General features: G+C 59.5%; 9 protein-coding genes and 1 pseudogene. 4 read left to right on the top strand and 6 right to left on the bottom strand.

The annotated features are described in order from the left end of the window. Positions 1 to 2: 2 nt before the first annotated feature. Positions 3 to 1,616 (bottom strand): hypothetical protein, encoded by a 1,614-nt coding sequence (locus EN990_RS35700; RefSeq protein WP_127385603.1) that lies wholly within the window; start codon positions 1,614 to 1,616, stop codon positions 3 to 5. Positions 1,617 to 2,029: 413 nt separating this feature from the next. Between EN990_RS35700 and EN990_RS00500 the strand changes: the two are divergent. Continuing rightward, positions 2,030 to 2,152 (top strand): annotated as a pseudogene (locus EN990_RS00500) (IS1595 family transposase); the annotation flags it as partial. Between the two features lie 48 nt (positions 2,153 to 2,200). Here EN990_RS00500 and EN990_RS00495 read toward each other — a convergent pair. The 5 genes from EN990_RS00495 to EN990_RS00470 all read right to left on the bottom strand — a co-directional run bounded on the left by EN990_RS00495 (position 2,201) and on the right by EN990_RS00470 (position 7,833). After that, a complete protein-coding gene (locus EN990_RS00495; protein ID WP_127388225.1) occupies positions 2,201 to 3,277 on the bottom strand; it encodes a helix-turn-helix transcriptional regulator in 1,077 nt (358 codons plus the stop codon). Positions 3,278 to 3,523: 246 nt separating this feature from the next. Continuing rightward, a complete protein-coding gene (gene guaA, locus EN990_RS00490) occupies positions 3,524 to 5,086 on the bottom strand; it encodes a glutamine-hydrolyzing GMP synthase (RefSeq protein ID WP_024502342.1) in 1,563 nt (520 codons plus the stop codon). A gap of 48 nt (positions 5,087 to 5,134) precedes the next feature. Next, positions 5,135 to 5,803: a 5'-methylthioadenosine/S-adenosylhomocysteine nucleosidase gene (locus EN990_RS00485; protein WP_064994667.1), complete on the bottom strand. Its 669-nt coding sequence runs from the start codon at positions 5,801 to 5,803 to the stop codon at positions 5,135 to 5,137. 141 nt (positions 5,804 to 5,944) lie between these two features. Continuing rightward, positions 5,945 to 6,403: a PaaI family thioesterase gene (locus EN990_RS00480; RefSeq protein WP_013530371.1), complete on the bottom strand. Its 459-nt coding sequence runs from the start codon at positions 6,401 to 6,403 to the stop codon at positions 5,945 to 5,947. Positions 6,404 to 6,543: 140 nt separating this feature from the next. Beyond that, positions 6,544 to 7,833 carry an RsmB/NOP family class I SAM-dependent RNA methyltransferase gene (locus tag EN990_RS00470; RefSeq protein ID WP_063170136.1) on the bottom strand — a complete coding sequence of 430 codons (1,290 nt, stop codon included), beginning with the start codon at positions 7,831 to 7,833 and terminating at the stop codon, positions 6,544 to 6,546. A 181-nt stretch (positions 7,834 to 8,014) separates the two neighbouring features. Here EN990_RS00470 and EN990_RS00465 point away from each other — a divergent pair, with 181 nt between their 5' ends. The 3 genes from EN990_RS00465 to EN990_RS00460 all read left to right on the top strand — a co-directional run bounded on the left by EN990_RS00465 (position 8,015) and on the right by EN990_RS00460 (position 12,666). Continuing rightward, complete coding sequence (locus EN990_RS00465) at positions 8,015 to 8,692, top strand: MIP family channel protein (protein WP_127369362.1); 678 nt, start codon at positions 8,015 to 8,017, stop codon at positions 8,690 to 8,692. 333 nt (positions 8,693 to 9,025) lie between these two features. Further along, positions 9,026 to 9,382: a hypothetical protein gene (locus EN990_RS36765; RefSeq protein WP_348629873.1), complete on the top strand. Its 357-nt coding sequence runs from the start codon at positions 9,026 to 9,028 to the stop codon at positions 9,380 to 9,382. Next, entirely contained in the window at positions 9,379 to 12,666 is a 3,288-nt protein-coding gene (locus tag EN990_RS00460) for an ATP-binding protein (RefSeq protein ID WP_245461016.1), read from the top strand. Before EN990_RS36765 ends, EN990_RS00460 begins: the two co-directional genes overlap by 4 nt. The last annotated feature ends 353 nt before the right edge of the window (positions 12,667 to 13,019 follow it).

The following is a 13,019-nucleotide window of genomic DNA, read 5'->3' as shown; positions in this document are numbered from 1 at the left end:
GCTCATTGCTGGAATGGATGTGCCGATTTCAAAAGCGCAACAAGCTGGCTTTGTTGATTCGTTCCCGTCTTGCGAAAGATACGGTTCAAATAAGTGCGCACGGTCGAGAATTGCAGGCCGGCTTCAGCCGCCGCCGCCTGCAGATTAAGGCCCTTGGCCAGCGCGGTGGCAAGCCGCACTTCCGCCGCCGTCAGGTCGAACAGGCCGGTCAATATGGTCGGCGAGGGCACCAGAGTGCTGGCACTGATCGCGGTGGCGACAATGAGCAGATCGCAGCCGCCAAAGAGGTCATGCGCGTCCGCGTCCTGCTTGAGCGGCAGGACATGCACCACGACCGGCGGAGGCAAGGCGCTGCGCAGCGGAATGGAGCGCGAAACGGGTTCGCCGTCGCGAGCCTGCACGGCCATCTGGAACAAACGGTTGCTTTCCGGATTGGCAAGGGCGATACCGCCGAACGCCGTCGCCACGAAGAGCGTCTTTTCCTGATCGAACAGCGTGTTCGTTGCCCTGACGCGACCATTGCTGGCGAGGACGGCCGCCGGAAGTCCGATCGTGGCCAAGGCATTCACCGTGCCGCGGGCGCGCTCCAGGCCCAGGCGCGTGGCCGCGAGGCTGGCGCGCGCCATGTCGGGTCGCAGGCGGTCGAGCAACGCAAAATGCTCCGGTTCGTGGGCGCCGTCTTCCAGGCCGTGAACATGCATTTCGAAGCCGTCGGGAATGCGGCAGGCAACCTCTGTCATCATGATCATCGCGCAGCGCTCGGATGCCAGGCTGTAGGCGCGGGCATCGACGAAAGACGCCACCGACAGCACCAGCCGTGCCAAGTCGGATCGTTGGCGATCCGATGGCACTAGCAGCGTCCCGCCGGTTCCCCGCATGACACCGTCCACCAACGAGCAAGCATCCACGACCAGCCGCTGCAGCTCCTGCGTATCCTGCACACCAGTGGCGACAATCGTGCCGTCCTTGAGAGTCAACGGACTATCCTGCCGTGCCAGTATCGCTTCGGCGGCCTCGTTCATCTGCGCGATCTGGCAGTGACCGTTGACCAGAAGGACGCCGAAGGGCAGACGCGCGAACGCCGATGCCAGCGCCGAGGTGTTTTCAAGCCGCCGGCCGATCTGCCCGGCGCGCAGGACATGCGGCACGATCTTCTGCAACAGCTCGATGTCTTCCTTGCCAAACGCGTCCTGCCTCGGACCGCGATCGACACTCAAAATCCAGTGCGACCCGTTGGCGGCGATCAGGTTGCAGGCGAGCCCCTTATAGATGTCACGCGGCCTTAGCCAGTCCTGCCAGAGTTCGCTGCGGCGGAACGCCGGCTCATCAGGTGGCGGCGGCCAACGATAGACTTTGCCGACGGGCAAGGCCGCCGACGCCGCTGTCAGAGGATCGCGCATCAACGTGTCGATGGCCTTTTGCGAACTTAATTCCGGGTCGAGGTCGGATGCGACCGCATTGGCCGTCCGCGGGCTGACGTGCAGGATGCAGGCGCGCGAACCGCCGAACAGGTCACGCAGGCTGGTGACCGCGTCGAACCATCGTTCCTGGTCGTAGGCGGCTTCGTAGACCCTGCCAACAACGGCGGATACCGCTTCGGTGGTGACGTCAGCCATGGGGCCCTTCGATCCTTCGAATGCTCACGTTTTCGTGAAGAAGCCTAACACATGGAAGCTCTCGCGCAAGTTGCACTGGTGCTGAGCCTGGGATGCCGCCCTCGTTTCCGGCCCATCGTCAATTAGCAAAAATGAAGGTGCCCCCCGGCTCTGGCCTTAGGGGTTCCCATTGACGCTTGCCGGCTTTTGCCGACGTGGATGGAAGCTTGGGCGGAGGCGCTGGCGTGACGGGCTTTGCGGGCTTTTCTTCCTGACCGCTTGGCGCTGGCGGCACGCTCTGCTCACGTTCACCGAAAGCCCATAGATCTTCCATTCGCCGTCTTCCGGCGCAAACAGGGGTGGTGTGTGGATGTTCTCCGCATTGCAATCTGTGCTTTTTATGCGGTTCTTGGGGCGTGGAAAAGGAGAGCTTGATGTCTGAAATGCTGCTGGCAACGCTTTCCAACATTCGGACGGTTGAGGAAATGATCGTCGCCTTCCGGGATGAAGAGCATTGCCGGCGGCTCCTGGAAGGTGTGGTGTGCCCGCCTCCGGGCCGCGCCGTGCAAGTCGGACATCACGTGCAATCGCCTAGATCCGATAACTCATTGCTGGAATGGATGTGCCGATTTCAAAAGCGCAACAAGCTGGCTTTGTTGATTCGTTCCCGTCTTGCGAAAGATACGGTTCAAATAAGTGCGCACGGTCGAGAATTGCAGGCCGGCTTCAGCCGCCGCCACCTGCAGGTTAAGGCCCTTGGCCAGCGCGGTGGCGAGCCGAACTTCCGCCGCCGTCAGGTCGAACAGGCCGGTCAATATGGTCGGCGAAGGCACCAGCGCGCTGGCGCTGATCGCGGTGGCGACAATGAGCAGATCGCAGCCGCCAAAGAGATCATGCGCGTCCCGCTTGAGCGGCAGGACATGCACCACGACCGGCGGAGGCAAGGCGCTGCGCAGCGGAATGGAGCGCGAAACGGGTTCGCCGTCGCGAGCCTGCACGGCCATCTGGAACAAACGGTTGCTTTCCGGATTGGCAAGGGCGATACCGCCGAACGCCGTCGCCACGAAGAACGTCTTTTCCTGATCGAACAGGGTGTTCGTTGCCCTGACGCGACCATTGCCGGCGAGGACGGCCGCCGGAAGTCCGATCGTGGCCAAGGCATTCACCGTGCCGCGGGCGCGCTCCAGGCCAAGGCGCGTGGCGGCAAGGCTGGCGCGCGCCATGTCGGGCCGCAAGCGGTCGAGCAATCCAAGATGCTCCGGTGCATAGGCGCCATCTTCCAGACCGCGCTGGAATACGAACATAACGAGCTCGCCGCTAGGCATCGGGATCGCCGCGCAGGTATTTGCCCCGAGCCCCAGTGTGCGCAACCGGATACGCACTGGATCGTCCCGAATTTCCTGTGGGGTCATGAAGCTGTCGACATCGATGAAGCTTGCCGGCCGCAGTTCGCTCATGCGCGTGGCGGCGGTGGAAAGCCGCAACGTCTCGTCTGCCGTGACTTCCTTCATCAGGCCCTGCAGGGACGGAACCGCCTTGCCACGGACAGGCAATCCATCGGCGAAAACAAAGAGTGCCCCACCCTTCGACGCCGCAGCACCGGTGACCCCCTCGAGAACGGCGGGCCATTTTTCTGAAATGAACGCTGCTTCATAAAGCGAGTCGACAATTTCCGTGAGCATGTGCCATATCTTCAGGCAGCGTATGTCTTGTGCTACATTGCACTTACACTAACATGAATCCAGCCAAATTTGAAGTCTCCGGCAGCGAAACTTGCAGATTTGGAACACATCTGGCTCCATCCGGATCATAAGCTGCTGCCTTGAAGTAGTTTCGCATTCGGCTTGGGAGAATCCGCCTGATGATCGAACCGACGGCATCCTATAGGGCGAGGCCAGCCGAAACCACGTTGTTGCCGCCTAATCCCCCTACTCCCACTCGATTGTTCCAGGCGGCTTCGACGTCACGTCGTAGACGACGCGGTTGATGCCGCGGACTTCGTTGATGATGCGGGTGGCAGCAGCCCCCAGGAAGGCCATGTCGTAGTGGTAGAAATCCGCCGTCATGCCGTCGACCGAGGTGACGGCGCGCAGCGCGCAGACGAACTCGTAGGTGCGGCCGTCGCCCATCACGCCGACCGTCTGCACCGGCAGCAGCACGGCGAATGCCTGCCAGATGGCATCGTAGAGGCCGGCTTTGCGGATCTCGTCAAGATAGATGGCGTCGGCTTCGCGCAGGATCTCCAGCTTTTCGCGGGTGATGCCGCCGGGGCAGCGGATGGCGAGGCCCGGGCCGGGGAATGGATGGCGTCCGATGAAACTCTCGGGCAGGCCAAGCTCCTTGCCCAGCGCCCTGACCTCGTCCTTGAACAGCTCGCGCAGCGGCTCGACCAGCTGCATGTTCATGCGCGCCGGCAGGCCGCCGACATTGTGGTGCGACTTGATCGTCACCGACGGGCCGCCGGTGAAGGAGACACTTTCGATCACGTCGGGATAGAGCGTGCCTTGCGCCAGGAATTCGGCGCCGCCGAGTTTCTTGGCCTCTTCCTCGAACACCTCGATGAACAGCCGGCCTATGGTCTTGCGTTTTTTCTCCGGATCCGACTCGCCCTCGAGGGCGTCGATGAAACGGTCCGACGCGTTGACCAGAATGAGCGGCAAATTGTAGTGCTCACGGAACATCGCCACCACGCCCGCGGCCTCGTCCTTGCGCATCAGGCCGTGGTCGACAAGGATGCAGGTCAGTTGGTCGCCGACCGCTTCGTGGATCAACAGCGCGGCAACGGAGGAATCGACGCCGCCCGACAGCGCGCAGATGACCTTGCCCTTGCCGACCTGCTTGCGGATCGCCTCGACCGCGTGCTCGCGGTAGGCGCGCATGGTCCAGTCGCCCTCGATGCCGGCGATGTTGTGGACGAAGTTCCTGAGCAGCCGGGCACCGTCGGGCGTATGCACCACCTCGGGGTGGAACATGATGCCGTACATCTTGCGCTCGATGTTGCCGAAGATGGCGAAGGGCGAGCCCTCCGATTTGCCGAACACCTCGAAGCCGTTGGGCAAGGAGATGACGCGGTCGCCATGGCTCATCCACACCTGGTGGCGCTGGCCGGGCGCCCACAGGCCCTCAAACAGCGGGCTGTCCTTCTGGATCTCGACGAAGGCGCGGCCGAATTCGCGATGGTCGGAGCTTTCGGCGACGCCGCCCATCTGCACGCACATGGCCATCTGGCCGTAACAGATGCCGAGCACCGGCACGCCGGCGTCGAAGACGATCTGCGGCGCGCGCGGACTGCCTATATCGCCGGTCGAAGCCGGGCCGCCGGACAGGATCACGGCTTTCGGATTGATGCGCTTGAATGCCGCTTCGGCCGACTGGAACGGCACGATCTCGGAAAACACGCCGGCCTCGCGGATGCGGCGGGCGATGAGCTGGGTGAACTGGCTGCCGAAATCGACAATCAGGACGGTATCGGGATGATTGGCTGTTTTCATGGCGAGCGTTTAGAGAAAGAAATGAGTCGACGCAATGGGTTGCGAGTTTCAGAGCGGTCTGGCGTCTTCATGCGGCGAATCTTTCAGAAGCGTGCCCAAACCGATGGCCTGTTCGAGCCGCATGACGGCCTCCGCCAGCTTCTCATCGATGACTTCAAGATATTCGGTCCAGTCGCCGACATGCCTGAGATCCGCCGCCCCGTCGGAAATGCCGCGCAGCCCGATCAGCGGAATGTCGAACAACTGGCAGGCGCGCAGGCAGGCGAAGGTCTCCATGTCGACCATGTCGGCGTTAACAGCATCATAGGCCGCACCGGTGATGATCGCGCCGCCGGTCGATAGCGTCGCCTGCTTGATATCAGGTATCTTGAAGGGCAATGGCACGATCACCGGCAGTTCGAGGAAGGGTGTGGCACCCTTCTCGAAGCCGAGCGGCGAAGCGTCGATGTCACGGTAGCTGACCGAAACCGCCTGGTAGATTCCCGTCTGCTCCAGCGTCCGGCTGCCGGCTGAGCCGAGCGACACGACGAGGTCGGGCAGGGTTTTTTGCGACTTCAGCCAGGAGAGTTCAGCGCCTAGCCTGACGCCGGCCTCGACCGGACCGACACCTGTCATCAATGGCGTGAACAGCTGCTTGAGATGCGGACCGTATTCGGCCTGCGCCGCCATGACGAAGAGGACGTCCTTGCCCGACAGGCGGCGAATTTTATCGGTCATGATGATTTGCTCCTCTCCGCCCGATCACCTGCTTATCTGCGCCGCCGCTCGCCGGGACCCGCTGCCTCCGGCAGCTCCCGGCGTCCGTGGCCTTTCATCGTGCCACCGGCACGATGAATTCGCCTGCGGCGAACCGGCCACTCACCCTTCTATGCCATCACGCCCGACCACCGTCATCATCGTTCCGGTCATGGTGGCGATCAGCTTGGCCTCGCCGTCGGCGGCAAAGGCGTAGGCCTGGCCGTCGGCAACGATGATGGTGCGGCCTGGCTTGGTCACCGAGCCGCGGAACAGGAAGCGCTCGCCCCTGCCCGGCGCCAGCAGGTTGACCTTGAACTCGATGGTCAGCACGCCGGAATTTTCCGGCATCAGCGAAAAGGCGGCATAGCCGCAGGCCGAGTCCAGCGCCGTCGAAATGACGCCGGCATGGAGGAAGCCGTGCTGTTGGGTGAGTGCCGCCGAATAAGGCATCTCGATCTCGATGATGCCGGGCGTCACCAGCGTCAGTTCGGCGCCGATCGTGGCCATCGCCTTCTGGCGCGCGAAGGAGGTCCTGACGCGATCCTCATAGTCGGGGGCGGGTACGATCTTTGCTGCCATGGCCGCTGCCTTCCTTTATGCGGATAAGCTTATTGCAGAGGCATGGACGGCAGGCAAATGCTTTTGCTGCACTGCACAATCGGCCTGGCCTGCCGGCTGGCGCCACGCATCCGCGAGGAATTGGCGACATCCGATCGGATTCAGGCCGACCTGCGCAATGCACAGAAGTAAAACCCGTCGGTGCCGCTCAGCGCCGGCGACAGCGAGATGTCGCCTTTGGCGCCGATGCGCGCGGCTGCCGGATGGCCGGGAAAACGGCTGTCCCAGAGCTGGCGGTGGTCGACGGGAACAAAGCCGCTGTTACGGTCCCGAAAGGCCGCGATCTGCTCGCCATTCTCCTCATCAAACACCGAGCAGGTGATGTAGACCAGCAGGCCGCCCGGTTTGACATAGGCTTTGGCCGCATCGAGGATCGCCGACTGTTCGCCCTTGCGGGTATCGAGCTGCCTCTGCGTCAGCCGCCATTTGGCGTCGGGGCGGCGCCGCCACGTGCCGCTGCCGGTGCAGGGCGCGTCGACCAGCACGATGTCCATGTGGTTGCCGAGCGGCGCGAGTTCCGTGGGCTTGGTGACCACCTGCACATTGCGGTTTTCCGAACGACGGATGCGGTCGAAGATCGGCGCCAGCCGTGCTTTCTCCGCATCATGGGCAAAGATCTGGCCACGATTTTCCATCGAAGCCGACAGTGCCAGCGTCTTGCCACCGGCGCCGGCGCAGAAATCCAGCACCTGCATGCCGGCTTCGGCCCCGGCAAGGGCGGCCGCGATCTGCGAGCCTTCGTCCTGGACCTCGAACCAGCCCTTCTGGAAGGCCGGTTCGGCCTGCACATTCGGGTGCCGGCCATCGCCGTCGATCGGTGGAATGCGGATGCCGTGCGGGGCGATTGCCGCGGGTTTGGCGCCGGTTCCCGTCAGTTCGGCCAGCACCTTGTCGCGGTTGGCCTGCAAGGTGTTGACCCTGAGGTCGAGCGGCGGGCGCGTCGCCAGTGCAGCGCCCTCGTCGGCCCAACTCGGGCCGAAGGCTCGCTCGAAAAGCGGCGCGCACCAGTCGGGAACGTCCGCCCGCACCGCGTCCGGCGCATCGGCGAGCCGACCGTCGGCGATGGCCTGAAGCTCGGCGGCGGTCAGCAGCGGCGGTGCGAACTTGTCACCATCCAGCGCCTCGTTGAGCGACTGGGCCGTCTGCCCCCATTCGAGCAGCAGGGCGCCGAAGCCAATGGCGCGCGGCGTGTCCTGCCCCAGCAGCCAGCCCGCGGAACGCTTGTGGCGCAAGGCGTCATAGACGATGTTGCCGATGGCCGCACGGTCGCCGCCGCCGGCGAAGCGATGCGACAGGCCCCAATCCTTCAGCGCGTCCGCCACCGGCCGGTGGCGCCGGCCGATGTCTTCCAGCACTTCGATGGCCGCAGCCAGCCTTCCGCCCAGTCGCATTGTCTTGTTCCGTCACGCAGAAAATTATTCCGGCCCTGCTCTAGAGCGCGCAACCGGCGCGCACAAGCAGGTCGGCCGGCACAACCGCTCTGCTTTCCAACTTTTCTGGTTGCGAATACTCTTCCGATTGTGATTCGCGGCGCGAAAAGGTGAACCGGCGGATCGACACGAGGAGAGGGCAATGAAGACTTATCTGGCGGAAGTTCTAGGCACATTTCTATTGGTGTTCATCGGTACGGCTTCTGTGGTGACGGGCGGCTTCGGCGGCGCGCTGCCGCTTGGCCAGGAAGGCATCGGTCTGGCGTTCGGCATCGGCCTCATCGCCGCGGCCTATGCGATCGGCCCCATTTCGGGCGCGCATCTCAACCCGGCGGTGACGCTCGGCGTCTTCCTTGCCGGCCGGCTGCCGGCCAAGGACGTCATCCCCTACTGGATCGCGCAGGTCATCGGCGGCGTCCTTGCTTCACTGGCGTTGTGGATCATCGTCTCCGGCCAGGTTGGCGGACACACCACCGGCTTCGGCGCCAATGGCTGGGATATGACGAAATGGGGTGTCAGTTCGGCCTTCCTGTGGGAAGTGATCGGCACCTTCACCTTCGTCACCGTGATCCTTGGCGTCACGGCCGAAAAGCACTCGACGGCGTTCGCCGGACTGGTCATCGGCCTGACGCTGGCAGGGCTGCACTTCGCCATCATCCCGGTGACCGGCACGTCGCTCAACCCGGCCCGCTCGATCGGTCCGGCGCTGTTTTCGGGAACTGCGGCGATCGGCCAGCTCTGGCTGTTCATCGTGGCACCGCTGATCGGCGGCGCCATTGCCGGTGTCGTCGCCAAGGCGCGCATCTTCGAGAAGGACTGAGCTCTTTGGAAGGCTGAATATGCGAAGGCGCGGGCCATGGCCCGCGCCTGAGCGACTGGCACGAGCCGTCAAGTCTTGTCCCCAATGACGACTTAATAGCTCGGCCTTAGATGCCAGCTTTGCGCCCAATCTCGGTCGTTGCGGCTGATACCGTGAGCGCCCGAAAGCTGCCAATCATCGAGGCTATTGTCTATGGCTACTTCCCGCTATGATTGCGGGCGGCGGGACTTTACTGATCGATTCCCAAATGCGGAGTTCTTGGAGATGAAAAGTAGGTGTTTTCCGGCTCCTCAGTGATATTTGTCGCTTGGACCAGTGATATTTAGGTTACTTATGGCTAAACGAATTCCAACATTAACAAATTCGCTGGGTAGCTGGTTCACTAGTTTCGGGGCCCTCTTGGAAGGTATTGGTCGACCCGCCGTCACAAAAGCAAAATTTGTAAATCTCGCACCGACCGACCAAGCTGACAAGGCCGGTGTATATTCCGAAGCTTTGCTCTTCGCGACGACAGACCCGAAGGTGAACAATATAGCGCTGACGGGGCCTTATGGTTCAGGAAAAAGCAGCATCATCCAATCGTTCCTGAAAAGATACCGAAGACCTTCACTTCACATATCTCTCGCGGCGTTCGTGAAAGAGGCCAGCCACCAGGCGACAAAGAAGCTAGCACCCCAAGTCTCAAAGTGAGCCGGCAGGAGATTGAAAGAAGCATACTGCAGCAAATGCTGTATGGTGCAGATGCCAACAAACTTCCACTGTCGCGCTTTAAGCGAATTCAATCCCCTGGCGTCCTGTCGATCTTCAGATCGCTGTACATTATGTTCGGCTTACTTTCGATTTGGTACGTATTCACAAAGCGGGAAGCGATAGTCAGCGGCACCTTTTTCGATCCACTCGAATTCAGCAATTGGCCTAATTTCACAATATTCGGGTTCTCGTTGCTTTTTTTGTGGGTTGCGCTGCACAAATTTTATGTCGCCAGCTTTGGGCTGTCACTCAAAAGCATCTCTCTAAAAGACATAGAAATAAGGCCCGCATCAGACAATCTCGATTCAATACTTAACCGTCATTTGGATGAAATTATCTACTTCTTTCAGGCAACGGAATATGATCTCGTAATCATTGAGGATCTGGACCGATTCGAAGATGCAGAAATATTCGTGACGTTGCGTGAAATCAACGGCTTGGTGAATGCGAACGCGGGAGTCAGGCGAACTATTAGATTTCTTTACGCTCTGCGCGACGACGTATTTGTTAATACAGACCGGACCAAATTCTTCGAATTCGTCATTCCTGTTATTCCCATCATAAACGCTTCGAACTCGATTGATATGGTCCTGGAGCAGGGAAAGAGGCTTGAACTCGACGGTCGTCTTGATCGACAGTTCCTTCGAGAGGTCTCACGGTATCTAGACGACTTGAGACTTATTCAGAATATATTCAATGAATACGCCATCTACGTCGCCAATTTGGAGACCGACGACGAAAATACTCTCAACGCCAACAAGCTTCTTGCGGTCCTGATTTATAAGAACGTCTACCCCAGGGATTTCGAACAACTGCACCGAGGCGAAGGCAATCTCGCTGACATTCTGGGCCGCCACGATGAACTCGTTGCGCACGAGGAGGTGGCCTGTAAGGCAGAGATAGCGGAAATCGAACGAAAGATTGACATTGCCGTAAGGCAGACACCCTCTGACCTGAAAGAATTGCGCCAAATCTACGCAATGACGCTCGTTCAGATGCTTCCTGCGAACGTCAATAGCATCAGCCTTGACGGGCAGTCTTGGATCGCACTTCACTCGCTCGTTGGGCACGACGCGTTTGAACAGTTAATCGCACTTCCTCAGATTACCTTCCGCGATGTCTATAATAGGGGACAGCGGATTGATATCTCGGCCTTGCAGAACGAAGTGGATAGCGAGAAAACCTACTTTCAGCGGAAGGCGGAAATTGAAAGCAAATCTGAGGCCAACAAGAGCGAGAGCTTGCAACGGATTCGCGAGCTTAGAGCGAAGATCGCGACGCTTCGAACAGCCAAGTTCAATGAACTCGTGCGTTCAAGCGCCGACCCTGTGACTGACCTTTTCGACGGCTTCGGCGAGAAGGGCGAGTTGGCTCGCTTCTTGATTCTAGAAGGCCATCTCGACGATACGTACTATCAATATACGTCACTGTTCCATTCTGGCCGGCTGTCGCCTAATGACAACAAGTTTCTGATCCAGATACGGGCGTTCTTTACCCCCGACCCCGACTTTCAGATTGACAACCCAAATGAGGTCATCGCAGCTATGCGCGAAGCGGACTTCGGGCAAAGCTATGTTCTTAACGTCAAATTGGTTGACTGCCTTCTAAACGAGGCGAGCCGGTACAGCGATCAGACTTGTAAGTTTTTCGAGTTCATCGCGTCCCAGTTCGAAGGCTGCGAAGATTTCTTAGAGGCCTACTACGCCACGGGACGCGCCGTCCCCAAGTTGCTTTCCCGCCTGGCTGACGAATGGAGGCAGTTCGTTCCGACGGCAATCGCCAGCAAGCGCAGTCTTTCCCATATCACACAGTTGGTAACCAATCTGCCGGAAAGGGCGCTAGAAACACTAGCACGCGATGGCGACGAGTTCCCTGATTTCGTCGCGGCGAAGCTCCCTGAAATTCTGGCACTTGCACCTGACTTGGCACCCGAACGCCTCGAGCGCATTGGCTTCGAGGTTCGAGACCTTCCGGCAATAGGAAAGTTCACCGGCATCGTGCGCTTCATGGTAAGACGTGGCCTTTTTAAACTCTCGATTGCCAATGTGGAACACATCTATCGCGAGGTCATGGGCGAGACCAATCTCATGGCGTTTCGCGAGCGCAATTACACTACGCTGCGTTCGCTCACAGATCCTGCCTTGATCACCAGGGTCGAACGCGATCTTGATATCTATCTTAGCGACGTGCTCCTTGAGCTTCACGACAATTCTGAAGAAGATGCGGCAGCCATAACCGATCTCCTAGGTCGTGAGGAACTTGACGAAGACAATCTTCGTGAATTTCTCGGTCGACAGACGGCTCTCCTGCCAGCGCTGGAGGGTGTTCCGGAGAAATTGCACGCCTCGGTATTTGAGCTGCGACGTATCGCGCCGACATGGGACAATTGTATCTCGTTCATGGGAGGCAGTGGCTTCGCAGCGGAAACTCTGGTGGCCTATCTTGATCGGAAAGATGTGCGCGCGGTAATTCTGAAGCACAGTCTGCGTAACGGTCCCGAGACACTGCCGCTACGCCAATTCCTTGTTATCGCGAATGCACTGAGCGATGACAGTTACCGGGAATATGTCCGAGCGTTGCCCAATACGTTTAAGAATTTTCCCAAAAGCCTCGATTCTTCGAAGCTTACTATTCTCATAGAGGAGCGCAAGATCACCTTTTCAAAGGAGACCCTTGAAAGCCTAGATGTCAATACAGACTTGCCGGTCCTTTTCATGGCAGAAAACATCGAAGCTTATCTCACCGATCCCGAAATGTTCGGTCTCGACGACGTCTTCCGAGAAGGGCTTCTTCAAGCCGACATAACAGATGACGATAAGCGCGCGATAATCGACCTGATGGATTTGAATACGCTAACGGAACTGCCCAAACGAGCGGCGCTCATAGGCCCGATTCTTGACCGCACCAACGTTCGTATATCCGGCATTGATGCGGCTAAAGCGCGGTCACTGATCCTGAATTCAAGGCCCGTTGAGACGCAGATTTCCCTGTTCAACAAGTTTCACTCGACTATCGCGGTCGACGAAGCGCGCGAGGTGCTTGCGGCGCTTCCAGATCCGTTCTCTGAGATCACGACAGGATATCACACTCCAAGATTGCCAAGATCAGATGAAAATCGTGCATTGGTCCAATGGCTTGAGACTCGCGGAATCATCTCTTCGTGGAGCGAGGGAGGTGGTTGGTTCCTGGGTGATGAGATACGCGTAAATCTCAAGAGGCGATGAAAAACTGGTAGTGATACAGTCTTCTAATAGACGGCAGGTTTCAATGAGATGCCATTAGATTGGTGGTTTGGAATTCCTACCGGCGGCTAACCAGGTTGTTGGTTCTCCCAAAAATCAGTTCACCAGACGCCAATTCGCTAAACCTGACAGTCTGCTTGCGGCCCCATTTGAGGCGCGCCGCGCGTCAGCAGTTGGCACAAGGCAGCCAGCCCGCAAGCCGTTCCTTCCGCCACCGGCCCCAGTTCCTCCACCATCGCCTCGTCAAACTTCTCCGGCGGTCACCGTCACCGGCAATTCGGCGCGGAAGCGGAAACGTCATCTCAAGCAAAGGTCGGTCGTCTGCAGCTCGCTGT

This window comes from Mesorhizobium sp. M7A.F.Ca.US.005.03.1.1 (assembly GCF_003997975.1).
Taxonomy (GTDB): Bacteria; Pseudomonadota; Alphaproteobacteria; order Rhizobiales; family Rhizobiaceae; genus Mesorhizobium; species Mesorhizobium ciceri.
This window is presented reverse-complemented; position numbering and strand designations above follow the sequence as displayed.

Excerpts from the sequence above, each read along its gene's own strand:
- EN990_RS35700 (WP_127385603.1), bottom strand. The coding sequence starts at position 1,616 with ATGGCTGACGTCACCACCGAAGCGGTATCCGCCGTTGTTGGCAGGGTC.
- EN990_RS00495 (WP_127388225.1), bottom strand. The coding sequence starts at position 3,277 with ATGCTCACGGAAATTGTCGACTCGCTTTATGAAGCAGCGTTCATTTCA.
- guaA (WP_024502342.1), bottom strand. The coding sequence starts at position 5,086 with ATGAAAACAGCCAATCATCCCGATACCGTCCTGATTGTCGATTTCGGC.
- EN990_RS00485 (WP_064994667.1), bottom strand. The coding sequence starts at position 5,803 with ATGACCGATAAAATTCGCCGCCTGTCGGGCAAGGACGTCCTCTTCGTC.
- EN990_RS00480 (WP_013530371.1), bottom strand. The coding sequence starts at position 6,403 with ATGGCAGCAAAGATCGTACCCGCCCCCGACTATGAGGATCGCGTCAGG.
- EN990_RS00470 (WP_063170136.1), bottom strand. The coding sequence starts at position 7,833 with ATGCGACTGGGCGGAAGGCTGGCTGCGGCCATCGAAGTGCTGGAAGAC.
- EN990_RS00465 (WP_127369362.1), top strand. The coding sequence starts at position 8,015 with ATGAAGACTTATCTGGCGGAAGTTCTAGGCACATTTCTATTGGTGTTC.
- EN990_RS36765 (WP_348629873.1), top strand. The coding sequence starts at position 9,026 with ATGGCTAAACGAATTCCAACATTAACAAATTCGCTGGGTAGCTGGTTC.